This window comes from Roseburia zhanii, from assembly GCF_014287635.1.
GTDB lineage: Bacteria > Bacillota > Clostridia > Lachnospirales > Lachnospiraceae > Roseburia_B > Roseburia_B zhanii.
This window is the reverse complement of sequence record NZ_JACOPH010000008.1, coordinates 26,561-51,646: the sequence shown is the minus strand read 5'-3', so window position 1 is coordinate 51,646 and position 25,086 is coordinate 26,561. Positions and strand designations below refer to the sequence as shown.

Genomic DNA, 25,086 nt, shown 5'->3' with positions numbered 1-25,086 from the left:
ATTTCGACATAATGTTGGTATAAATGTGATTGACTTTTCCTATTAAAACAATTACTATATTAACAAGTAATGAAAATACGATTCATAAGGAGGATTACACAATGAAAACAGTTCAGATTTCTTTAAATTCTATCGATAAAGTTAAATCTTTCGTTAATACAATTACTCAGTTTGAATATGATTTCGACCTGATTTCCGGAAGATATGTTATCGATGCAAAATCTATCATGGGTATCTTCAGTCTTGATCTTTCAAAACCGATCGATCTTGCTATTCATGCTGAAGCTAACGAGGATGAGATTCTTGAGGCATTAAAACCATATCTTGTATAATCACACAGGATTTCATAGAATTTTAAGAGGATGGCTGACCATCCTCTTTTTTTAATCCTCTGCTGTGATGTGGATCACTTCTGTTGTGTCGATCGCGGTTTTCATCAGTTCATCGATCTTCTCACTTAATTTTGTTTCAGAACGCTCGATCACTTTTAAGTTTGGTTTCGTTACCGGATGCTTTGCTACAAATATCGTACAGCAGTCTTCAAACGGCTGGATACTGGTTTCATAAGCATCGATCTTCTCTGAAATATCTATGATCTCATTTTTATCAAAACCGATCAGTGGACGGTATACCGGCAGGGTACATACTGCATTAGTCGCAGCAAGGGACTGCATGGTCTGGCTTGCCACCTGTCCGATACTCTCTCCTGTTACCAATCCTAAACAATGATTTTCATTTGCAAAATGCTCTGCGATCTTCATCATGTAACGACGCATGATGATCGTCAATTCTTCATGCGGACACTTCTCATAAATATATAACTGGATATCTGTAAAATTTACGACATGCAGATTGATCGGACCTGAATACTTCGATACGATCTTGGCAAGATCCACAACTTTCTGTTTTGCACGTTCACTGGTATATGGCGGTGCATGGAAATAAGTTGCATCGATCGCTACACCACGTTTTGCGATCATATATCCGGCTACCGGACTGTCGATCCCACCGGATAATAACAGCATCGCTTTTCCGTTTGTACCTACCGGCATTCCACCCGGTCCTTTGATCTCTGTGGAATAAATATTGATCTTTTCGCGGATTTCTACGCATAAGAGCACATCTGGATTGTGTACATCGACTTTGATCTCCGGAAATGCATCTAGGATCTTTTCACCTAATGCCGCATTTAATTCCATCGAATCCATCGGATAATTTTTTCTTGCCCTTCTTGCATTTACTTTAAAGGTGATATGCTTATCCGGATATACTTTATCCATATATGCGATCACATCTTCTGCAAGCTTGTCAAATCCTTCATCCTCTACTAAAACCACCGGACAGATGCCGACGATTCCAAATACATGGGAAAGTGCTTCTAAAACTTCATCATAATCATATTCACTCAATGCATCTACATAGATCCTGCCCTGCAGACGACGTACTTCAAATTCTCCGTCCACCGATCTTAAAGCATAACGGATCTGACCTGTCAATGCTTCTTCAAACAGATAACGGTTCTTTCCTTTAATGGCGATTTCGCCATATTTGATCAAAAATGATTTATACATATTTCCTCCACTATTTCCTTGTAAACTTTCTCCGAAACGGAATGATCTCTTTTAAATTTGCAATCGTATAATCTAATTCTTCTTTTGTTGTGCTTTCACAAAAACTGAAACGTACCGTAGAATCTAACAGATTATTTTTTAGTCCGATCGCTTTTAATGTTCTGCTGACCGACGGCTTGTTTGAAGAACAGGCACTTCCTGCAGATACATAGATTCCTTTTTCTTCTAAGGAATGTAACAGCACTTCACTTCTGACATCTTCCACACTGACGCTGACGATATGCGGTGCCGCCTGCATACCTGTACTTCCATTGACTGTCACACCCTCGATCTTTGTTACTTCTTCTATGAAATAATCCCGTAATCCATACATATGGCTGACATTTTCTTCTAAATGATCATATGCTTCTGCGGCTGCCTCTGCAAGTCCTGCGATCGCAGGTACGTTTTCTGTTCCGGAGCGCATTCCTTTCTGCTGTCCACCGCCAAATAAGATCGGCTTGATCTTCGTCTTGTCTTTGATATATAAAAATCCGCTGCCTTTTGGTCCATGGATCTTATGTCCGCTGACCGAAAGCAGATCGATCTTTAACTTTTTCGGGCAGATCGCCATTTTTCCATAAGACTGGATCGCATCGACATGTATGACTGCCTTCGGTGCTTTCTTGCGGATCAACTGTACGGCTTCTTCGATCGGTTCGACCGTTCCGATTTCATTATTGACCTGCATGATAGAAACAAAGATGGTTTCTTCATCTAATGCTTCTTCTAGTGCCTCTAAGGAGATCACGCCCGATACATCTACCGGAAGATATGTGACACGATATCCTTCTTCTTTCAAATGTTCAAACACCTGCTGTACGGATGCATGTTCGATCGCTGTCGTAATGATATGGTTTCCTGCTCTTTTATTGGCTTCTACACAGCCTAAAATTGCAAGATTATTAGATTCTGTTCCTCCTGAAGTAAAAAAGATCTCTTTTTCTTCTGCTTTTAATGTCTTTGCAATTTTCTTTCTTGCCTCTTTTACATATTCTTCTGCCTTAGCACCCATGCTGTGCAGGGAAGACGGATTTCCAAAATCTGCTGTCAAAAGATTGACCATCGTATCGACTGCACGTTTACTGCACTTTGTAGTAGCAGAATTATCTAAATATACTTCCATTGTTCTACTCCATCTCTAATTCTAACATTAACATTGACATGACCGCAATGCCTGCGGTATCTGTCCGTAAGATTCTCTTTCCTAAAGAAATGACCTGCATGGAATCTTTTACCTGTGTAATCTCATCTTCGGCAAATCCACCTTCCGGCCCGATCATCACACTTACGGAAGTGCCTGACTTGATCGTACTTAATGCTTCTCTTGTTCCCTGCATACCACGCTCATTTTCATAAGGAACCAGACGCACATCGCACTGCATGGCATACTCTACGGCTTCTTTATAACTCATCACCGGATGGATCTTTGGAATGATACTGCGTTTAGACTGCTTTGCCGCTGCTTCTGCCTGTTTCTGCCAGCGGGCAACTTTCGCAGCTTCTTTTTTGGCATCTAATTTTACGACACAGTATTTCATTGCAACCGGAATGATCTCATAAACACCTAATTCGACTGCTTTTTCAATGACGGTTTCCATACGGTCGCCTTTGGGGATTCCCTGAAACAGATAGATCTTAGAAGGCAGTTCGGTCGAAGCGGCATCTTCGTTTAAAATATCTGCCTGCACAAATGTATCTGTCACTTCTGAGATCTCACAATAATAATCCCGTCCCTGCTGGTTACTGATGCGTATTTTTTCTCCTGCTTTCATGCGGAGTACATTTTTAATATGATTGACATCTTCTCCGGTGATCGTTACAAATTCCCTGCCGATCTGTGCATCATCTACAAAAAACTGATACATGTTTTAAGACTCCTTTATCATTAAAGCTGACATGGTATCTGTGCACTTTAACCTTTGATTGCTGTGATATTCACCCATTCACCCTGATGGTTGATTTCAAGCACTCTCATTCCTGCCGCTTCAATTGCTTCTTTTACTTCATTTTCTTTAAAATCAATGATTCCTGAGGTGATAAAAATGCCGCCTTCTTTTAATCTTGCCGGAATCACCGGTGCCATTGGAATGATCACGTCTGCTAAAATGTTTGCAACGACAATATCAAAACACCCGGTTCCGACTGTTTCCTGTAATTTTTCATCATCGATCAGATTGCCGACATAGAATTTTCCTAATTCTTTTGGCAGATGGTTTACTTCCATATTTTCCCATGTGGATGTCATACAATTTTCATCTAAATCTGTACCTACGACTTCGGACGCACCTAACTTTAATGCTGCGATTGAGAGGATTCCGCTTCCGCAGCCAACATCTAATACTTTTGGATGTTTTTCTGCCGGTGTGTAATCTTTATCTCCCCGGATATATTTTAACAGCTGGCGGATGCACAACTGTGTGGTTTCATGTTTTCCTGTTCCAAATGAGATTCCCGGATCGATCTCGATCAAAAACTTGTCCTTATCTTCGTCTTTTAATTCTTCCCATGTTGGTTTGATCAGTATATCTTCTATATAAAAGGAATGGAAATACTCTTTCCAGTTATTCATCCAGTCTATATCTTCGGTATCGCTGACTGCTATGCAGCCTTCTCCCACGTCTACAAACTGACGCTGTTCTTCGATTCCGTTTTCAACCTGATGTAAGATCTCGGTATGATCTTCGCCATCTTCCAAATAAAAACTTACATAGCTGACGCCATCATCCGGTGGCAATTCCGGCAGAAAATCGATAAACATATCTGCCTGATCTTCTTTTGACAACGGGATATTATCTTCGATCTCCACGCCCTGTATGCCAAGTTCATCTAACATGGCACTGATAAAATCTTCGGCTGCGGTTGTTGTCTTGATTGTATATCTATTCCACTTCATTGTGTTTCCTCGCTCTCTGTTCTAAAAATAAACTCTATTCTCCATTATACAGACAGAGATGGGTTGTTGCAACTGTCTGTTTTACAAAAAAATATTAGTTGTGAGCCTGTGTCAATCTAATGTTTTGGCAAACTGTCACAGTGCCCCTCTCCCAGCGGCAGGTTTTTGGCCCGGCTTTCTAGTGTGCCTAAGCAGATGATGGCATAAGCGTTTATTCCAAAAACTGCCCAAAACTCGCCTTTTATGCTGTGAAAGGTTCTATGTTATTAAGCTCGGACAGTTGGGCAGTTTTTGACGCTTATGCCACCGTCTGCTAAGGCTCACACGAAAGCCGGGCAATGAAACCTGCCGCTGGGAGAGGGGCACTGTGACAGTTTTATTCACGGTTATGTGACACAGGCAATTTACGTTTTTTGCTTGGGGCTGACAGTGCAATAGATATATTATTTCATTACCTGCCAGTGGAACTTAAGGATTGTTGTAAAGATGGGATTTTTCTGTGTCACTTAAAATAATAAAATCAAACATGAGAATTCTCCTTAAGTACGTAAATTGCCTGTGTCCGCCGAAGTGTAAATTGAACTGCCATCGTGTCCGTACACCACCTGCTGTTTTCATCAACCGGCTTTCGTGTGTGCCTTAGCAGGTGATGACATAAGCGTCAAAAACTGCCCCACTGTCTGAGCTAGGCAACGCAACACATCCACAATATAAAAGGCGAGTTTGGGGCAGTTTTTGGAATAAACGCTTATGTCACCGCCTGCTTAGGCACGCTAGAAAGCCGGTTTGAAAACAGCAGATGGTGTACGGACACAATGGCAGTTCGTCGATACAATAACCGAACGGACACAGGCCCACCCCCTTCCGTTTAAGCCACTCCAATTTATTATCCACGCAATCAAAAACCGCTGCACAGATGTGCAACGGTATCTATCCTATGCCATATTCTTTCTTCAGCTTCTCATATTCTTCATTGATTTTCTGAATCATACCGGTATCTCCTGCTGTATTATCAGGATGAAAAATCTTGATCAGATCCTTATAACGTTTCTTTACCGATGCCGGATGATCTGCACCTGCAAAAAGCAAAGATACCGAATGGTCACTTGTCATGCGAATACGTTCCTTCGCCTCAAAATCCTCCATTCTCGCATAGAAAGACTTCCGGCGTTCCACACGTTCACGTTCGGCTACTAACTTACGCCATTCTTCCTCTAGCATCTTCCACTTCATATCAAATAAACGTTTTTCCTGTTTCAAACGCTGTTCTTCAAAATTCTTTTCTCTTAAAAATTCTTCTCGCTCGTGCTCTAACAGTCGTTGCTGCCGCTCTAATTCTTCTCTTTCTTCTAAGATCTGACTATCGTCTGCTGTACTCTCAACTGTTTTCCGGAAGCACCAGTTCGAAATGACTTTTGCAGATTCCTCTGCTGTCACATACACCTGATCCATCTTACTGCTTCCCTTCCTCGCCAAGTTATGGTTTACCGGTATACCAATAAACCGTAACCCTCGCCATACATATGGCGGCTAACCAGCCATCAGTTGCCCTAAGAGTACAACATATGGTTTTTATCAGCAATAGGAAAATAGTACTAATTACAGATCTTCGAATGACTCTTTGATCTTTTCTTTAAAGCTTTTCTTTTTTGGTTTTTCTGCACCTTTTGTATCAGTATGGAGGGAATCACCGGTTTCTGCATCAAACTTACGCAATGCCTCTTTGGCTGCTTCGTTTAAGTTTGTCGGCACCTGCACTACTAATGTCACGTAATGGTCGCCACGTACTGCCTTGTTACGCAGTGACGGTACTCCTTTTCCTTTCAGACGGATTCTCGTATCTGTCTGTGTACCCGGTTTTACTTCATATAAAACATCTCCATCTACCGTATTGATCCTTACTTCTCCGCCTAATGCTGCCTGTGCATAGGAAATCGGTGCTGTAGAAAAGATATTCATATCCTGTCTTTGGAAGATCGGATGTCTGGATACGACCACTTCTACTAACAGATCTCCTCTCGGACCGCCATTTCTTCCCGGCTCTCCTTTTTCACGGATACGGACACTCTGTCCATTATCAATACCTGCCGGAATTGTGACTTTGATACGTTTTTTAGATGCGATATAGCCTGTTCCGCGGCAGTCGCTGCATTTTTCTTTGATCACTTTACCTGTTCCACCACAGTCTGGACATGTCTGTACATTCTGTACCATGCCAAATAAGGACTGCTGGCTGTACATTACTTTACCTTTACCTCCACACTTTGTACAGGTTTCCGGTGTTGTGCCCGGTTTTGCACCTGTTCCATGGCAGGTCTTACATTCATCTTTTAAGACAATCTCTAATTCTTTTTCACAGCCACTTATGGATTCCTCAAATGTGATCCTTACACTGGCACGCAGATTCGCACCTTTTCTCGGTCCATTATCTGCTGCACTTCTTCTGCCGCCGCCAAAGAAATCTCCGAAGATATCTCCAAAAATATCTCCCATATCCATGCCGGAAAAATCAAATCCGCCGGCACCGCCTGCGCCGCCATCAAACGCTGCATGACCAAATTGGTCATACTGTCTTCTTTTGTCTGCATCACTCAGTACAGCATATGCTTCCTGTACTTCCTTAAACTTCTGTTCTGCTTCTTTATCTCCCGGATTCATGTCAGGGTGATATTTCTTTGCAAGCTGACGGAATGCTTTTTTTAAGGTTGCATCATCTGCATTCTTGTCAACTCCTAACACTTCGTAATAATCTCTCTTATCTGCCATATCCTTGTTCCCTCTGAATTATAATATAATGCTGGGGCATATTTTACCCACCAATAATGCTAACGAATTGCTACGCTGCAAAGCAGCTCCCGCAATTCTTGCATTATAGCAGATTTAGGGTTTTAGAATACTCTAAAACCCCTCTCTGCAATCTTTTATTTTTTTAATTATACTTCTTTAAAGTCTGCATCTACAACATCATCTTCCGGTGTAGTTGTGCCTGTAGCTGTTCCCATATCCGGACCTGCACCGGCTGCCTGACCTGCTGCCTGTGACTGCTCATACATCTTTGCGAATACTTTCTGTGCACTCTGTGTCAGTTTCTCCTGTGCAGCTTTTAACTCGCTGACCTGATCTTCTGTCATTTCTTCTGCTGCCGGATGTGCCTCTAAGATTGCTTTTACTGCATTTAAGTCGGCTTCTACTGCTGATTTATCAGCGGCATCAATATTTGCTCCAACTTCTTCTAATGCTTTTTCTGTCTGGAATACGAAGGAATCTGCATCGTTTCTTGCATCGATCGCTTCTTTTCTCTTCTTATCCTGTGCTTCAAATTCTGCTGCTTCTTTAACAGCTTTTTCAATATCTGCATCGGACATATTAGATCCTGCTGTAATTGTGATATGCTGTTCTTTTCCTGTTCCAAGATCTTTTGCAGATACGTTTACGATACCGTTTGCATCAATATCGAATGTAACTTCGATCTGAGGTACTCCACGACGTGCTGGTGGGATTCCGTCTAAACGGAACTGTCCGAGGGACTTGTTATCTCTTGCAAACTGTCTTTCACCCTGTACGACGTTGATATCTACGGCTGTCTGGTTATCTGCTGCTGTAGAGAAAATCTGGCTCTTCTTTGTAGGGATCGTTGTATTTCTCTCAATCAGTCTGGTTGCTACACCACCCATGGTTTCGATAGATAATGACAATGGTGTAACATCAAGTAAAAGGATATCGCCTGCACCGGCATCTCCTGCTAATTTACCACCCTGGATAGATGCACCGATCGCAACACATTCGTCTGGGTTTAATGATTTGCTTGGCTCTTTTCCTGTCAGCTGTTTTACTTTATCCTGTACTGCCGGAATACGTGTAGAACCACCAACTAATAATACCTGACCTAAATCTGCATTTGTAAGACCTGCGTCTTTCATTGCATTCTGTACAGGGATTGCTGTTTTCTCAACAAGATCATGCGTCAGTTCATCGAATTTTGCTCTTGTGAGGTTCATATCGAAATGTTTTGGTCCTTCTGCTGTTGCTGTGATGAATGGCAGGTTGATATTTGTTGTTGTAGCAGAAGATAACTCTTTCTTTGCTTTTTCTGCTGCTTCTTTTAATCTCTGAAGTGCCATCTTATCTGTAGATAAGTCTACACCTTCTGCTTTCTTGAATTCATCGATCATCCACTGTGTTACTCTGTTATCAAAATCATCTCCACCAAGATGTGTATCACCATTTGTAGATAATACTTCGATAACACCGTCACCGATCTCAATGATAGATACATCGAATGTACCACCACCTAAATCGTATACCATGATCTTCTGCTCTTTTTCATTATCAAGACCATATGCAAGTGCTGCTGCTGTCGGCTCGTTGATGATACGTTTTACATCAAGACCTGCAATCTTACCTGCATCTTTTGTAGCCTGACGCTGTGCATCATTGAAATAAGCAGGTACTGTAATAACAGCTTCGCTTACAGTTTCTCCTAAATATCCTTCTGCATCTGCTTTTAATTTCTGAAGGATCATTGCGGAAATCTGCTGTGGTGAATATTTCTTGCCATCGATCATACGACCGTTGTCTGTACCCATATCTCTTTTAATAGAAGAAATTGTCTTTTCTGCATTTGTAACTGCCTGACGTTTTGCAGGTTCTCCAACTAATCTCTCCCCGTTTTTTGTAAATGCTACGATAGATGGTGTTGTTCTTGCACCTTCCTGATTTGCGATAACGGTTGGTTTTCCACCTTCCATAACTGCTACACAACTGTTTGTGGTTCCTAAGTCAATACCAATAATCTTACTCATAATTCATTTCCTCCTGATGATTAAAATCTGAATTTAATTTGCTACTTTTACCATACTGTGACGAACAACTGTGTCACGATACATATAACCTTTTTGAAGTTCTTCTGCTACAATATTTTCACCAAGGCTTTCATCTTCCACATGCATCACTGCATTATGGAAATCCGGATCAAATTCTTTTCCTTCTGCCTCGATAGCTTTGACACCTGCTTCTTCAAGCACACTTATCATCTGCTTGTAAATCTTATTCATGCCATCTACAAACGGATCGTCTTTTGCATCTTCCGGTACTGCTGCTAAACCTCTTTCAAAATTATCAATGACCGGAAGTATTTTTTCTACAATGCTCTTCGCTCCCATATCATACATCTGGGATTTTTCTTTTTCTGTCCGTTTGCGGAAGTTTTCAAACTCTGCCATCTGACGTTTCACACGATCGGTCAGTTCTTCGATCTGTTCGTCTTTCTTATCTTTTTTATTCTTTTTATTAAAAAGACCTTTTTTGGCATCCTGCTTTGTATCTGCTTCTTTAGAAGCATCTTTTGTATCAGCATCTTCTGATGCATCTGTACTTTCATCTGTTTCTAGCTCTTTGTCATCTTCGGTCACTTCCTCTTGTGTTTCACATTCCTTTGTTTCTTCACATGTGTCCTTATCCATATCTTCTAAGATCTCATCTGTTTCTGTCACCTTATTACCACCTTTCTCTTTTTTCTGTTATGTGGATGGCTTTTTCATCATGTCATCCAGTTGTGTTGTCAACAATTTCAAACTGTCCATGACCTTTTCGTAATCCATACGCTTTGGCCCGATGATTCCGACAGTTCCTTTAATGCCTTCGCCTAATTCATATGTTGCTGTTACAACACTACAGTCTTTCATGGTCTGAATCGGGCTTTCATTTCCTATATATACTTGAATACCTGTTTCGTTATTATTTAAACTATCAGATACTAAAGTTGCTAATTGCTGTTTTTCTTCTAACGTGTAGATCAGCTCGCTTGCTTTCTGTGAATCGGAAAGCTCAGGATATTTAAAAATGTTCGTTGCACCGCTTGTATAAATCTCCATTTCTTCCTGACTGATCGTTTCTGCAACGGCATCTAAGACAATTCCTACGATATCACTGTAACTTCCTGCCTGCTCTTTCATCTTACTGATGGTTCCCAGATTGATCTCTGGGATCGACAGACCATTTAATGTAGAATTAAGAAGTACATTCAACCGTAATAACGTTTCATTATCTAATGGTGCATCTAATGGAATGATCTTATTCTTCACCACGTTTGCTTCCATAACAATGACTGCTAATAACTGTCCGTCATCTAACTGGGAAAGCTGGATGAATTTTACTTTATTGCCGTTATACTTCGGAGATGTTACCATCGTCGCATAGTTGGTATTCTGTGCTAACATCTTTGCGATCTGTTTTAACACCTGATCCATCTTCTCCGTATGATCGATCACAAATTCTTTCATACTTGAGATTTCTTCGTCTTTCGTTTCAAGCAGATGATCGACATAAAACCTGTAACCTTTATCTGATGGAATCCTTCCGGCTGAGGTATGCGGCTGTACGATGTAGCCTAATTCCTCTAAGTCCGACATCTCGTTCCGAATCGTTGCTGAGCTGAGATTCAGATCGGTATATTTTGAAATGGTTCGGGAACCTACCGGTTCGCCGGTTTCTAAATATGTGCGGATGATTGCATCTAATATTTTCATTTTTCTTTCATCTAATCCGTCCATATGTTTACTCCTGTGTCGGTTTTTATTTTGTTAGCACTCATTCATTGGGAGTGCTAATATTTATATTGTTAATGTAGCACCTTCGTATTTTTTTGTCAACAGTTATTTTAAAATTTATTTTTTGTTTATAAATTCAAAAAAATGCTGCGGTTTACAGAAGATCTGTGAACCATAATAAAAGGACGGACAGCGCAGCGATTTCTGCTCTGTCCGTCCTTCTATTTCCATACTGCTATGATTACTTCTTTACTTTCACAGTTACTTTTGCATAGACACCATTCTGTGCATATACATAAATCGTACAGGTTCCTTTGCGGATTCCTTTGATTTTTCCTTTTTTGTTGACCGTTGCAATAGATGGATCTGTAGACTCATAACGGAATTTTGCTATATGTGTCTTTACTTTCGTTTTAGTCTTTAATCCTGCTTTTAATGTAAAGGTCTTTCCTGTCTTTACACTGACCTTGCTCTTACCATAAGTAATGGCTGTCGGGTTTCCATACTTACCGCCTTTTGTAGCAACATGTACGGATACGGAAGTTTCGATCACACGCTTTTCTCCGTAGATGTTCTTATATGCGACTACCATATATTTATAGTATCTGCCTTTTAAGAGTTTTCTTACCGTATATGTTTTCTTTGATGCCGTAAGTTCCTTGATCCGCTCCATTTTCTTTCCGCATGGTGCACCGTAAATGATATATCCATCTGCTCCGTTTACTCTGCTCCATGATAATTTTACAGATTTATTTCCCTCTTTGGCTTTTACTTTCAAGGCTGCAAATTTACTGCCTGCAACATCACCCTTATCGGTATTTGCACTTGTGATCGTCTTGTGTGTTTCTTCTACTGCGGTTGTTTTTGCCTGTGCCTGCTCTTTTTGTGCCTGTTCAGTATCGGATGTTCCAGTAGTTGTGGTGCTATTTCCGGTATTTGTCATTCCACTTCCGGCATCTGTACTTTCGCTGCCGGTATCTGTACTTCCACCGCCAGTTCCCGTATTGCCGCCACTGTTTTCGTTTCCTCCGGTTTGGGTATTTCCTCCGCCGCTTTCGTTTCCTCCTGGCTCAGTTGTTCCTCCGCCGCTTTCGTTTCCTCCCGGCTCGGTTGTTCCTCCGCCGCTTTCACCTGCTTCTTCCACAGCTTTCTTGTATGCTGCTTCTGCGGTTGTCAATGTCGTAGAAACATCTTCTGTGAGCATTTCCTTCTGGATCTCAAACAATCCATCATATGCAGCTCTTGCTGCATCGATCTTTGCTTTACATTCTGCACTTGCATCTACGATTCCGATCGCATTGACAAGTTCTGTTACATTTTTCACTGCTTCTGGTGCCTGATAGATTTTCTCTACATCTTTTGCATCTAATGCATAATCATAGATGGAAACTTCATCAATCAGACCATTATAATATTCACCGGTTCCCCAGTTAGCTTTTCCTAAATAGAAAATGCCATTCTCTCCTAAAATATCAGAAAGCTTATAACCACTTCCCATTTCTGAACTGAGTGCTCCATTGACATAGATACTTGTCTTATCTGCACTGTATACAACAGTAACATGATTCCATGCTCCACCTGTAACTGTTGCAGTTGCACTTCCCGGTCTTTGTCCGCTGTTTTTATAACGTTCGGCTGTCAGTTTACCCTGTTTTTCTAACATACCAAGATATGTTTCCGTCAGGTAATTCTGTCCTGCATCATCCGGTGCCATATAATATACCCAGTTGGATGCATCATTATCTACTTTATTCCAATAAGAAATGGTCAGTTCCTCAAGTCCCGTCAAAAGTGAATCTCCATTTTCTTTTGTAACTGTCAGATAATTTGTTCCTGTTCCATCTAATTTCATTGCTTTTCCTGCGACTGCATCTTCTGTAAGTTCGGCTGTTGATGCTGTCTTTGCGACTGCATCATTTCCAGCAAATCCGTTTTCTTCATCGTCAAAGCTGAATCTTGCAATGCATGATCCTGTTTTGTTTGGATCTTCATATTTCTCATAGGATAAACGTATTTCATCCTCTGTCATGGCATAATTGTAAATCGATACTTCATCTAACAGACCGTTAAAAAATTCTCCTGAGCCCCAGTTTGCCCGTCCTAAATACAAGACACCATGATTACCTGTGATATTTTCCACTGCACAACTGCTGTTTAGACCTGTCTGGTATTTACCATTCACATAGATTTTTGTATCTTCTACTCCAAATACATAAGTCACATACTGCCATGTATTCTGTGTAAGCTCTGCCTTTGCTGCATCTGCTCTTGTACCATTGTTTTTCCAACGCTGTACTTCTGTTTTTGTTGCAGAATCTATGATTCCAAGATACTGCTCTTTCAGATACGTCTGGGCGTCATCATCTGCTGCTGCAAAAAATACCCAGTTTGTTCCGGTATTATCCACTTTTCTCCAATAGGATACGGTTAATTCTTCACATCCGCTAAGAAGTGCATTTCCGTCTGTATCGGTTACTTTCAGATAATTACTTCCTGTTCCATCCAAACTTAATGCTTTTCCTTTGATCGCATCATCAGAAAGATCATTTGTACCTGCTGCCACCGCTTTTCCATTCCCACTGACAAATCCACTTTCTTCATCGTCAAATGTAAAGGATGCAAGGCACTTTTTCTCTTTTTCAGCAGATGATGCTTTTTCTTTATAAAATGCTGTGATTTCTTCCTGTGTCAATGCATAATTACAGATGCGTACTTCATCGATCAGTCCTTTGAAATATTCTCCTGAGCCCCAGTTTGCCCGTCCGATATAAAAGATACCATCATTACCGACAATATCTGGCAGAGCCGTATTTCCTTTTATTTCACTCTTTAAAACTCCATTGACATAAACAGAGGTTGAAAGTTTGCCATATACAACTGTGATCTGCCGCCATTTGTCCTCTGTCACTGTGGCAGTCGGATTCTCCGTACGTGAACCGTTATTTTTCCAGCGTACTGCTTCATAGGAATCTGCCTTATCCACTGCTGCAATATAACATTCCTGCCCATATATCTGTGCCTCATCATCTTTTGATGCATAATATGCCCAGTTTGTTCCGGTATCACTTACTTTCGTCCAATAGGATACACTTAATTCTTCACATTCATCTAAAAGTGCATTTCCATCTTTATCTGTCACTTTCAGATAATTACTTCCCGTTCCATCCAGACTTAATGCTTTTCCTGAAACTGCATCTTCGGACAGGACATTTGTACCTGCTGTCACCGCTTTTCCATTTTCACTGACAAATCCACTTTCTTCATCGTCAAATGTAAATTCTGCCAATACTTTTTTCTCTGCAGGATAAGAAGGTTTTGTATATTTCTGATATAAGTCTGTAATCTCATCTTCGGACAATGCATAATTATATACACTGACTTCATCGATCAGTCCATCGTAATATTCTCCGGTTCCCCAGTTTGCCTTTCCAAGATAAGCAACGCCGTCTTCGCCAAGGATTTTCGAAATCTTATCTTCGCTATTGACTTCACCAACTTTTGTGCCATCGACATACATGCTTGTACTATTTTCTCCAAAAACAGCTGTCACATAATGCCATTCACAAAATCCTGCTGCGGTCTGCGGGCTGTCCGGTCTTGCTCCTGCGTTGTAATAGCGGTCTGCTTTTAACAAGGTTCCATTATCGTAGACACCTAGATATTTTTCCCTGCCAGAAACAATCGTATCATCGCTTGCGGATGCATAAAATCCCCAGTTTGCAGACGTATTATAGACTTTTCCCCAATAGGATACCGTTACTTCTCTGCATCCGTTTAACATGGATTTTCCATCTGCATCCACTAATTTCACATAATTTGTGCCATCTAACCGCAGTGCTTTTCCAGATACTGCATTCTCTGATAAACGTACATTTCCTACACTTTCTGCCTTCGCATCCTGACTTCCAAATCCATCTGTCATATCATCAAAGGTAAATGTTGCAAGACACTTTTTTGTAACCGGTGTCAGCTCTTTGTACTGTTTTTCGGCATTAACTAAGGCATCTGCATTTGTCACCCAGCGTCTTTGTTCCTCTTTTAATGCATCATATGCTTCTCTTGCACGGGTGATCTTTTCATGGCAGGTATCGGTATATTCTACAGTTCCGATCGTCTGGATCAGATCAACTACTTTTCGTGCTGCCGCTTTATCTTCACTATGATCCGTTGTATTGTCTGCACTGCTTACAGCAGCTTCATATCCCGCATAGTCCTTTGCCACCTGTGCATCATTCAACGCAAAATTATAAATATGTACCGTATCGATCAGTGCATCGGAAAATTCGCCCTGTTTTCCCCAATTTGCTTTTCCGAGATAGAATACACTGTTTTCACCTAAGATATCTGCTACGCTGTAACTGCTTTTTAATTCTCCCTTCTTTTCTCCATTGATATAGACTTTTGTAACATCTTTATCAAATGAAAGCGTCACATGCTTCCAGACACCTGTTTCTGCCGGCTCTGCAATGGAAGAAATCCTCATATTGCGATTCTTATAACGTTCTGCCTTCAAGGTTCCATTATTTTCTGCTGCCCCAAGATAAACCTCTGCATTTAAGATCTGCTGTTCATCATCCGGTGCAGCGTAAACTATCCAGTTATTCTTTGTATTCTCTACTTTGCTCCAATAGGAAACCGTCATTTCTATAAATCCGGATGCTAATGGTTTACCATCGAAAGTTTTGATACTCAGATAATTACTGCCTGTGCCATCCAAACGTAAGGATTTTCCACTTCCAGAAACGGTATCATCGGATAATTCAACGGTTCCTGCATTTACTGCTTTTGCCGCAGTTGTTGCAAATCCGTCAATCTCATCATCAAAAGTAAATTCTGCCACCAGACGGTGTGCATCCATATTTTGAATCGTACTTTCATCCAGTGCATAATTATAGACTGTAAATTCATCCATCAGTCCCTGATAATATTCGTCTGTTTCTAAATTGGCTTTTCCGATCTGTAATATGGAATCTGTACCAAGAATCTCTGTTAAACTCTCTGTATTATCAGCTGTCGCTGTAAGTGTGCCGTTGACATACAGTTTTACTGCGTCTTTTGCATATACCACCACAATATGATTCCAGCCATCTGAACCAGTTCCGCTCGCAGACGGTTCCCTGCCTGCTGTTGCTTTACTGTAACGTTCTGCTGTGATCGTTTTATTCTGTTGTAAGCAGCCGATATACTGCTCTGATCCATCTACCTGTGTACCGGTATCTGCGGCTGCATAAAATCCCCGGTTTGCAGATGTATTATCAATCTTACTATAATAGGATATCGTCAGTTCTTCGTTACCGCTCAAAAGAGAAGTTCCATCTTCTTTTGTCACATTTAACCATGCATTATGATCAAATGATGCAACCTTTCCTCTTTCCTGATCTTCTACAATATCAACGGTGCCATTTACTGTAGCGGCTGCTCCTGCACCTTTGAGACCTTCTGTTTGATCATCGAAGTTAAAATATGCGATCACACCTTTGGTTTCTTTTTCTTCCGCTAACCATTGCTGGTGTGCCCCGCCTTCATACCGCCACTGACAGATTGTTGCATCATCTGCTGTATTGGCACCTGCAAGTTCCATCACATGACTGCCGATCGCATTTGCAATACGATAGACATAATCATTTTTATTCTTTAAAATCGCTAACCGCTGGTTCATTTCTCCAGTGACAGAATCACCTAAGGTAAATACGGTTCCTGCCACATATGCCGGAGAATTAGAATCATAGGTATCGGAATCGATCTGAATTACCCTGCCGGTCTTTACATTTGAGATCACATACTCTCCGTCACCGGTATTTTTGACATTCCACCACTCTGTACCGGTACTGCCTTTTTTGGCACATTGTAATTTTCCATCATTATCGACCAGTGTCTTTTTAGACAGATTATTACAGAAACGGTAAATGCCATCTTCTAAAGGTCCAACAGTTTCTTTTACATTTTTACCTTCTTCTGTGGTACTGATGTTATTGAACATCAAAGACTGCCATCCCGGCTGATCTCCATTCCTGCTGCCGCCTTCTATCACAAGACTGCCATCTTCAGGATAAAGTATCTTCTTTAATGCCGGTGCTTCTAAGCCCATACGGTTGACATAATGATTATAGATTGCAGTATAGATCGGTCTGCCTGATGGTCTGCCTGCACCGGAAATTCCTGTTCCTGTTTCATAATGTCCGTTTGCACTGTTTTTTCTTGTATAAGAAGAAAACGGAAGGTTATTACAGTTTTCGGTATCTGCTATATTATTATATCTTGCAACGTATTCAGCTGCTTTTAAGAAACGGTTATCCGACATGCCATAGAGGTCATCCCCCTGACTCCATGCCATTTCATTGATCGCACCACAAAGCCCGATTCCTAATGTGGCATGTCCCTGATCTCGTCCTGATTCCTGCCACTGTGCAAGTTCTTCGCCATAATCACCTGTGGCATAAACATATGGCATCGTATTAAATACAGAACCCATTCCTTCCCCATTTTTATAATAGGAAAGTGCTTCATGATAAATATCTTCCCTGTCACAGAAAATACCGATTGCCATCATGGATGCGATATTACACAGATCCCAGTTCGCCCAGTAATTACTGATTGCCGCACCATTATGATTTTCTAGGAAATCTTTATTCATCGGATAAAAGATATTTAACAATAATGTGTCCATGGCTTCTTTGTCAAAATCCTTATGATCTCTGACAAGTTCAGCCGCATTTGCCATCTGATAGCCATAGATACCTGCAGCAAGAAAACGGTCTGCATTGCCGCTTAAAGATTTCATCGTATGCGACCAGCCATTTAAGATCCGGACTGCTGCATCTCCGTACTGATCTCCTGCACCTAACTGATACAAAAGTCCGGTATGATAAGCTCTTTCGATATCAACATACATCTGGGCACGGTTATCACCGGAGCCTCCACGTACAACATTTTCTAACGGACGGCCGCCCCAGTTCGGATCTGAATATCCATCCCCACGCAGTGCATGATATGCAGCTACTGTCGTTGCATCATTTGATGCAATATTTGCCTTGACTGCATCAATGCTTTTTTGCGTATGTAAAATTCCCGGATGTACAAAAGTATCCTTCGATTCTGTTTCTTTTGCCTGTGCATCAACCGTTCCGTAGGGGATCATTATGGAACATAACGATACGATCATACACAGCACTAATAGCCATGCTGTTTTCTTTTTCATCCTTTCAAACTCTCCTTTTTTATCCTTTGGCAACTATTCGCAAGGTGGTTCGAACAGAGCCGCCGCCCCCATATATGAGCAAAATAGCTGCAAAGCAGCGGTAAAGTACGAGTTATCGTGCGGTTTTGCAAATATATGGGTGGGGTTCTGAATAGTTACATTCTTTGTTAAATTTCATAATCCATGCAGACTCTGTTTTTTGTATGTGGTCTGACTTTGGTATCTGCCACTTTGATATGCTCTGGATGTGTGGCATATCCTTTTAAAGCTTCTTCACTTTCAAAAGACGAATCAAGCATCACATCTGCATTTGAGGATGCAAGCCTATCTGTCTGAACGTGAATATCAAGAAGTCCCGGAATTTTTCCTTTCAGACTTTCTAAGCCTTCCTTGATCTCTGCTGCGATCTGTGTCTTTTCTTCCTGTGTGTACTCCTCTTTTAACTGCCATAAAATAATGTGTTTTACCATGTTCTTTTCCTCCTATAATAAAAATTGTGCTAATGCATAATTACTTAGATCAATTCCTTTATCTGTCAGATATACGCTTGTCGTCGTATCTACCAAAAGTTCCTGTGCCGATAATTTCTGTACTACATCGCGGTAAATATGATCTACCGTAAAACCAAATGCCTGATAGAACTGATTCTTCTGTATGCCCTCAGTCATACGCAGTCCTAAAAACATAAATTCTTCCATCTGTGCATTTTTTGTAAGTGCAACCGCCTCCCTGCAAAGATTGGTCGCAGGGATTTCTTTTTTCGTCTGTGTATCAGCTATTGTCGTCTGCTTTACATGAAAAGACTGCTCAATATACGCATCTAAATCGGTCAGATTGCTGTAACGTACTTCATCGACTAAAGATGCGGCTCCTAAACCAACTCCTAAATATTCTTTTCGCTGCCAGTAACCGATATTATGACGACATTCATAACCTTTTTTTGCATAATTTGAAATTTCATATCTCAGGTAGCCATTTTCTGCAAGGACATCCTGCGTCATCTTCCCGATCTGATAAACGGTATCTTCTGACGGAAGTACTTCTGTCGGAAGTCCTGCCTCCTGTTTTACAAGATCGAACTTATAACGGTCATAAAAGGGTGTTCCTTTTTCAATGATCAGTGAATAAGAAGAAATATGTTCTGGATTTAACCGTATCACTTTGATCAGGCTGTCATAGGCTTTTTCGATCGTCTGGTGCGGCAGGGCATTCATCAGATCGATATTGATATTAGAAAATCCACATTCTCTTGCTAACTCATAATTGCGTAAAAACTGTTCAAATGTATGGATCCGTCCTAATTCTTTTAATTCCTGATCATCTGTGGACTGTAACCCGATACTTAAACGGTTGATCCCACTTTGTTTATAGGTTTCTAATTTATTCTTTGTCAACGTTCCGGGATTACATTCAATGGAGATCTCTGCCTTTGGCTGAATGATGAAATACTTGTTGATTTCTTCAAGTACAGCCACAAGATACCGTTCCTGCAGCCACGACGGTGTACCTCCGCCAATATAAATACTTGTTAGAACTGCATCTTTGTAACAGCTGCCATAATATGCAATTTCCCTTTTCAATCCTTCCACATATGCTAACTGCGACTTTTCATCTGCCGGTGCAGACAAAAAATCGCAGTAATCACACTTTTTCATGCAGAATGGAATGTGTACATACAATTCCAGTTCTCTCATCTGTTAGTCCTCGTCTAATTTCAGTACACTCATAAATGCTTCCTGCGGGATCTCAACGCTGCCGACCTGACGCATACGTTTCTTTCCTTCCTTCTGTTTCTCTAACAGTTTCCGCTTACGGGAAATATCACCGCCGTAACATTTTGCAAGCACATCTTTACGCATCGCTTTTACAGTTTCTCTTGCGATGACTTTTCCACCGACAGCCGCCTGGATCGGGATTTCAAACAAATGTCTTGGAATCTCTTCTTTTAATTTCTCACACATTTTTCTTCCACGTTCATATGCACTGTCTTTAAATACGATAAAGGATAATGCATCGACGGTTTCTTTATTGATCAGAATATCTAATTTCACAAGTTCTGACCGTACATAGCCTTTTAACTCATAATCAAAAGATGCATACCCTCTCGAACGGGATTTTAACGCATCAAAGAAATCATAAATGATCTCATTTAATGGAAGATCATACTTGATCAGTGCTCTTGTTTCCTCTATATATTCCATACTGATATAGATTCCACGGCGTTCCTGACAAAGTTTCATGATCGCACCGACATATTCACTCGTGACCATGATCTCTGCGGATACCATCGGTTCTTCCATATATTCAATCTCAGACGGATCTGGTAAGTTCGATGGATTGGTCAGATCAATGACTTCTCCATTCGTCTTGTGCACTTTATAGATAACGCCCGGTGCTGTTGTGACTAAATCTAAATTAAATTCACGCTCTAAACGCTCCTGAATGATCTCTAAATGCAAAAGTCCTAAGAATCCACATCGGAATCCAAATCCTAATGCCAATGAGGTTTCCGGCTCATACTGTAAAGATGCATCGTTGATCTGTAATTTTTCTAATGCATCTCTAAGATCCGGATATTTTGCACTGTCTGCCGGATACATTCCGCAATATACCATCGGATTTACTTTTTTATATCCCGGCAATGGCTTATCACATGGGCGTGCAGCATTTGTAACGGTATCACCTACACGGGTATCCCTGACATTTTTGATGCTGGCTGCAATGTAACCAACCATACCTGCGGATAATTCATCACATGGGATAAACTGTCCGGCTCCAAAATAACCGACTTCCGTCACATCATCTTCTGCCTGTGTTGCCATCATGCGGATACGATCACCGACTTTTACCGTTCCTTCCATGATACGGCAGAAAACGATCACTCCTTTATAGGAATCATAAACTGCATCGAAGATCAAAGCCTGTAATGGTGCTGATGCATCTCCCTTCGGTGCCGGTATCTTCGTTACGATCTGCTCTAATACCTGATCGATATTTAATCCGGTCTTTGCGGAGATCAGGGGTGCATCCTGTGCTTCGATCCCGATCACATTTTCAATTTCTTCTATGACCATCTCCGGCTGTGCACTCGGAAGGTCGATCTTATTGATCACCGGCATCACATCAAGGTCATGGTCTAATGCCAGATAAACATTTGCCAGTGTCTGTGCTTCTACTCCCTGTGCGGCATCTACTACAAGGATTGCTCCATCACAGGCTGCAAGGCTTCTTGACACCTCATAGTTAAAATCTACGTGTCCGGGCGTATCGATCAGATTGAAAATATATTCTTCACCGTCTTTTGCCTTATATACGATACGGACTGCCTGTGATTTGATCGTGATCCCACGTTCTCTCTCTAGTTCCATATTATCAAGTACCTGTGCCTGCATTTCACGGCTTGTAAGCAGTCCGGTCTGTTCTATGATACGGTCTGCTAATGTTGACTTGCCATGGTCAATGTGGGCAATGATACAAAAATTGCGAATCTTACTCTGGTCTGCTGTCATGTTCTTCCTCCGGCATTTCTCAAATGTTATACCCACATTATACGGATATTTCGGGGAATACGCAAGTAAATGTTAGTAACTGATCAATTACTGTTCAGACGCAAGCTTGACACCGCGCTGTCAAGCTATGCACCATAGTGTTAATTATTGTGTGATTACAGCCCCTGCCTCGTAGAGGCATTTTAAATGAGCTGTAATCGTTGCTGGTCACACTGTTAGGTGTGAACAGTAACCGGTTACTGTCCTAACACTTTCGCAAGAATGTCAGCTAACGGTTCCATTGCATTCATCGCTTCTTCTACCGTATTCGTCTGTGCTCCGACTTCTACTAAAAGTGTTTTCGGGCAATAATGCATATTATAGCGGTAGCCTTTTAAATAGATCGCCCTTGAAAATCCCGGATAATACTCCTCTGCTGTAATCTGCATCTGTAAAGAAAATGCCAGATTATCCTGTATGTATGGATTGTACAGATAGCCGATATCCCCATTTGCCGTCGTTCTGCTCAGTCCGTTAAAAAACATGATACTCGCCATCTGTTTTCCACCGACTTCTGTCACAAGCCTTGTATTTTCCGCAACTCCGTCACGGTGCAGATCGATCACTACTTCAATCCCCGGATTTTCTTTTAAGATCTTTTCTAATGCCGGTCCTGCCTTCGAATAGGCATCGTCCCTGCTTTCAACATCATATTCTCCGGTATCATGCAGTACATGAAATCCATACTTTCCTAACAGTTGATGCAGATATGCACCAACACCCACGATTGAAGCAGAAGTATCTCCTGCCAAAGAATCGGCAAACCGCTCCTGTGAATGAGTATGATAGATCAGTATCTGCGGGGAATCTGCCCCATGTGTCAGTTTCATGCTGCGGCTTAACAGATCAGCGGCATTGAGCTGTGTACTGTTGATCGTTGTCGTACGGTCAACCACATAAAAATTCTGTATCAGATAATCAAAATCATTTAATTTATCCTGTGCATAGGATACGACTGGTGTCTGATTCGGAACAAAACCAGAAGATGCCACTTCTACCCCTTCTGGTTTTTCTGCTGCCTCCCCGCTTTCTTTCGATTCATCTGTGGAAGGACTATTCCCGGCATCTGCTATTTCATTTTCTGTCGTTTCCGTTCCTGCTGTTTCTGTCCCTGCGTTTTCTGTCCCAGCTGCTGGTTGTTCCTGTGCCAACATCTCACCTGTCTGTTCTTTGACATAAGTTTCATCTGCTGCCTCCTGCCTGATGATCTCTTCATAGGAAATATCACTTTCTGACTGTGTCGTATATTCCTGTGTATTTGTCACATACCCATAAACAGGAATGGTCAGGAAAAACTTTTCCACCAGATACCTGATGCCGTCTTTTTCATTTTTTTCATAAAATAATGCAGGAACTGTCGTATTTAACATATGAAGATAAACTTCACTTTTTGCCTGTGAAAAGATCATCTGCATCAGGGAATCCGAGCGGATGCAGTCTGTAAATATAACTGTCAAAAGCACAAAAAAAACTGCCAACAGACTATATGCTGTTTTTTTGATCCTTCTTTTTTTCCATCTTTTTTTCCATCTTTTTTTCAAGCCATTCTCTCCTGCACACATAAATATCTGAGTAGAATACTCCTATACACAACTGTTTTCAAATATTGTATCTGACTCATTGTTCCTGCACATAAACAGCAGGGGATACTATATGAAAGAGTTGTGCTTTCCATCTAATATATATATTTGCTTATGCCGGAAAAAATGCCATATTGATCCCTTCGGAGATTGTATAACTTAAGCGTTTGACTGATTCATCAATATCTTTTGGTGTCACAAACATAGCATTTAAGTTTGGTGAAAGCAGTTCCCGTATCAGTTCGTGTTTTTCTGCTTCTTCTAACTGGCTGATCGAGTGTCCAAGTCCTTCTAAGCGTCTGGTTTCTTCCATGGCAGATACAAGATTGCTCATGGTATCGCCAACGATCGTAACCGCATCCACGACAGTCGGGATCCCAATCGCGATTACAGGAATACCGACGCTTTCCCGATTCAATGCATGTCTGTGGTTTCCAACACCGGAACCGGGTGAGATTCCGGTATCTGTGATCTGGATTGTCCGGTTCAACCGCTTCGTGCTCCTTGCCGCTAACGCATCCACTGCTATGATATAGTCCGGTGTCGTTTCCTCTAAAACACCTTTGATGATCTCAAGTGTTTCCATTCCTGTCTGTGCCATGACACCGGGTACGATGCTGCTGATCTGATGATTGTTTTTTAACCCGAACGCATATTTGCCGAATTGACGGATAATATGTCTGGTGATCATCATATTATCAACGACTCTGGGGCCAAGGGCATCCGGTGTGACTTCCCGATTGCCGAGTCCCACAACTAAAACTGACAATTCCTTTTTTTCGATTGGGATCAGTTCTTTTAAGATTTTTGCTAACTGCATAGAAATTTCCCTGTGATAATCTTCATCGGAATCTGCCATATCCGGTGCTTCTAATGTCACATAATTTCCTTTCGGTTTTCCCATTGCTTTTGCACCATTTTCCGTTTCGATCACGACTTTTGTCACTGTCATGTTGCCTTTGACATGTTCCTGTTTTACAATAACACCTTTGACCTCTACATGATCATCTTCGAATTTTTCTCTTGCTTCTAACGCCAAGTCAGTTCTAACCTGATACATAGTGGCACCACCTTTGACTGTAGTTTTGTTTTTTCACAGCTAACTTCCCATATATTCGCAATCCCGCACTTCGTGCTCTAAAGCTTGCTCCGCAACCAGATTGCTCATACATGGGAAGTTACTGCTTCGCAGTTTCATTTGAGATCTCACCTCTGCCTCTTACATGCAAGCATGACGAGCCTGAGGCAAGACCTCAAATTCGCTGTGAATCGTAACATTTTTTCATATTTTTTGCAGAAATAAGGAAAATATGTATTGACAGATAAAGATTCTTGACCTAAAATATTATTCGAATGTGTGTATCGGAACGTCCGTGTCCGGATTCGGTACCAAATCAAAAATAACAATTATATTTTCACATATTGGAGGTGTCCAGATTGGCTAACATTAAATCAGCTAAGAAAAGAATTCTTGTTACTGAAACAAAGACTGCCAGAAATAAGTCTATCAAATCAGCAGTTAAGACTTCTATCAAAAAAGTAGAAGCTGCTGTTGCAAACAAGAATAAAGAGGAAGCACAGGCTGCATTAACAGCTGCTATTTCTACAATCACAAAAGCAGCTAACAAAGGTGTATACCACAAGAACAATGCTGCTAGAAAAGTTTCCCGTTTAACAAAACTTGTAAACGAACTTGCATAATCAGA

17 protein-coding genes are annotated in these 25,086 nt (G+C 41.2%); 2 read left to right on the top strand and 15 right to left on the bottom strand.

Annotated elements, in window-relative coordinates; translation table 11 throughout:
• Positions 1-101 precede the first annotated feature (101 nt).
• Entirely contained in the window at positions 102-332 is a 231-nt protein-coding gene (locus tag H8S17_RS10185) for an HPr family phosphocarrier protein (RefSeq protein ID WP_178052080.1), read from the top strand.
• 51 nt (positions 333-383) lie between these two features.
• Here the strand turns inward: H8S17_RS10185 and thiI are convergent, their stop codons facing one another.
• From thiI to gpr, 15 genes are all read right to left on the bottom strand, one after another.
• Positions 384-1,571, bottom strand: a complete 1,188-nt coding sequence (thiI, locus tag H8S17_RS10180) for a tRNA uracil 4-sulfurtransferase ThiI (RefSeq protein WP_178052081.1) — start codon at positions 1,569-1,571, stop codon at positions 384-386.
• Positions 1,572-1,581: 10 nt separating this feature from the next.
• Complete coding sequence (locus H8S17_RS10175; RefSeq protein ID WP_186867225.1) at positions 1,582-2,736, bottom strand: cysteine desulfurase family protein; 1,155 nt, start codon at positions 2,734-2,736, stop codon at positions 1,582-1,584.
• A 4-nt stretch (positions 2,737-2,740) separates the two neighbouring features.
• Complete coding sequence (locus tag H8S17_RS10170; RefSeq protein ID WP_186867224.1) at positions 2,741-3,478, bottom strand: 16S rRNA (uracil(1498)-N(3))-methyltransferase; 738 nt, start codon at positions 3,476-3,478, stop codon at positions 2,741-2,743.
• A gap of 47 nt (positions 3,479-3,525) precedes the next feature.
• Positions 3,526-4,506 (bottom strand): 50S ribosomal protein L11 methyltransferase, encoded by a 981-nt coding sequence (prmA, locus tag H8S17_RS10165; protein WP_186867223.1) that lies wholly within the window; start codon positions 4,504-4,506, stop codon positions 3,526-3,528.
• 930 nt (positions 4,507-5,436) lie between these two features.
• Entirely contained in the window at positions 5,437-5,958 is a 522-nt protein-coding gene (locus H8S17_RS10160) for a J domain-containing protein (RefSeq protein ID WP_186867222.1), read from the bottom strand.
• A gap of 147 nt (positions 5,959-6,105) precedes the next feature.
• Complete coding sequence (dnaJ, locus tag H8S17_RS10155; RefSeq protein WP_186867221.1) at positions 6,106-7,272, bottom strand: molecular chaperone DnaJ; 1,167 nt, start codon at positions 7,270-7,272, stop codon at positions 6,106-6,108.
• 167 nt (positions 7,273-7,439) lie between these two features.
• Positions 7,440-9,308, bottom strand: a complete 1,869-nt coding sequence (dnaK, locus tag H8S17_RS10150; RefSeq protein WP_186867220.1) for a molecular chaperone DnaK — start codon at positions 9,306-9,308, stop codon at positions 7,440-7,442.
• A gap of 33 nt (positions 9,309-9,341) precedes the next feature.
• On the bottom strand, positions 9,342-9,968 hold the full coding sequence (gene grpE / locus H8S17_RS10145; protein ID WP_186867287.1) for a nucleotide exchange factor GrpE: 627 nt from the start codon (positions 9,966-9,968) through the stop codon (positions 9,342-9,344).
• A 57-nt stretch (positions 9,969-10,025) separates the two neighbouring features.
• Positions 10,026-11,057 (bottom strand): heat-inducible transcriptional repressor HrcA, encoded by a 1,032-nt coding sequence (hrcA, locus tag H8S17_RS10140; RefSeq protein WP_186867219.1) that lies wholly within the window; start codon positions 11,055-11,057, stop codon positions 10,026-10,028.
• Positions 11,058-11,295: 238 nt separating this feature from the next.
• Complete coding sequence (locus H8S17_RS10135) at positions 11,296-18,252, bottom strand: LamG-like jellyroll fold domain-containing protein (protein ID WP_186867218.1); 6,957 nt, start codon at positions 18,250-18,252, stop codon at positions 11,296-11,298.
• Between the two features lie 167 nt (positions 18,253-18,419).
• Complete coding sequence (locus tag H8S17_RS10130) at positions 18,420-18,722, bottom strand: Dabb family protein (RefSeq protein ID WP_186867217.1); 303 nt, start codon at positions 18,720-18,722, stop codon at positions 18,420-18,422.
• Positions 18,723-18,734: 12 nt separating this feature from the next.
• Complete coding sequence (gene hemW, locus H8S17_RS10125; protein WP_186867216.1) at positions 18,735-19,946, bottom strand: radical SAM family heme chaperone HemW; 1,212 nt, start codon at positions 19,944-19,946, stop codon at positions 18,735-18,737.
• A gap of 3 nt (positions 19,947-19,949) precedes the next feature.
• A complete protein-coding gene (lepA, locus tag H8S17_RS10120; RefSeq protein WP_178051277.1) occupies positions 19,950-21,761 on the bottom strand; it encodes a translation elongation factor 4 in 1,812 nt (603 codons plus the stop codon).
• 236 nt (positions 21,762-21,997) lie between these two features.
• The gene (gene spoIIP / locus H8S17_RS10115) at positions 21,998-23,341 is read right to left on the bottom strand and encodes a stage II sporulation protein P (RefSeq protein WP_243238053.1); all 1,344 of its coding nucleotides are present in this window, start codon (positions 23,339-23,341) and stop codon (positions 21,998-22,000) included.
• A 151-nt stretch (positions 23,342-23,492) separates the two neighbouring features.
• Positions 23,493-24,440, bottom strand: a complete 948-nt coding sequence (gene gpr / locus H8S17_RS10110; protein ID WP_186867215.1) for a GPR endopeptidase — start codon at positions 24,438-24,440, stop codon at positions 23,493-23,495.
• Positions 24,441-24,817: 377 nt separating this feature from the next.
• On the opposite strand from gpr, the gene rpsT reads away from it, so the two are divergent.
• Positions 24,818-25,081, top strand: coding sequence for a 30S ribosomal protein S20 (rpsT, locus tag H8S17_RS10105; RefSeq protein WP_186867214.1), 264 nt, complete (start codon positions 24,818-24,820; stop codon positions 25,079-25,081).
• Positions 25,082-25,086 lie beyond the last annotated feature (5 nt).

Excerpts from the sequence above, each read along its gene's own strand:
- H8S17_RS10185 (WP_178052080.1), top strand. The coding sequence starts at position 102 with ATGAAAACAGTTCAGATTTCTTTAAATTCTATCGATAAAGTTAAATCT.
- thiI (WP_178052081.1), bottom strand. The coding sequence starts at position 1,571 with ATGTATAAATCATTTTTGATCAAATATGGCGAAATCGCCATTAAAGGA.
- H8S17_RS10175 (WP_186867225.1), bottom strand. The coding sequence starts at position 2,736 with ATGGAAGTATATTTAGATAATTCTGCTACTACAAAGTGCAGTAAACGT.
- H8S17_RS10170 (WP_186867224.1), bottom strand. The coding sequence starts at position 3,478 with ATGTATCAGTTTTTTGTAGATGATGCACAGATCGGCAGGGAATTTGTA.
- prmA (WP_186867223.1), bottom strand. The coding sequence starts at position 4,506 with ATGAAGTGGAATAGATATACAATCAAGACAACAACCGCAGCCGAAGAT.
- H8S17_RS10160 (WP_186867222.1), bottom strand. The coding sequence starts at position 5,958 with ATGGATCAGGTGTATGTGACAGCAGAGGAATCTGCAAAAGTCATTTCG.
- dnaJ (WP_186867221.1), bottom strand. The coding sequence starts at position 7,272 with ATGGCAGATAAGAGAGATTATTACGAAGTGTTAGGAGTTGACAAGAAT.
- dnaK (WP_186867220.1), bottom strand. The coding sequence starts at position 9,308 with ATGAGTAAGATTATTGGTATTGACTTAGGAACCACAAACAGTTGTGTA.
- grpE (WP_186867287.1), bottom strand. The coding sequence starts at position 9,968 with ATGGATAAGGACACATGTGAAGAAACAAAGGAATGTGAAACACAAGAG.
- hrcA (WP_186867219.1), bottom strand. The coding sequence starts at position 11,057 with ATGGACGGATTAGATGAAAGAAAAATGAAAATATTAGATGCAATCATC.
- H8S17_RS10135 (WP_186867218.1), bottom strand. The coding sequence starts at position 18,252 with ATGAAAAAGAAAACAGCATGGCTATTAGTGCTGTGTATGATCGTATCG.
- H8S17_RS10130 (WP_186867217.1), bottom strand. The coding sequence starts at position 18,722 with ATGGTAAAACACATTATTTTATGGCAGTTAAAAGAGGAGTACACACAG.
- hemW (WP_186867216.1), bottom strand. The coding sequence starts at position 19,946 with ATGAGAGAACTGGAATTGTATGTACACATTCCATTCTGCATGAAAAAG.
- lepA (WP_178051277.1), bottom strand. The coding sequence starts at position 21,761 with ATGACAGCAGACCAGAGTAAGATTCGCAATTTTTGTATCATTGCCCAC.
- gpr (WP_186867215.1), bottom strand. The coding sequence starts at position 24,440 with ATGTATCAGGTTAGAACTGACTTGGCGTTAGAAGCAAGAGAAAAATTC.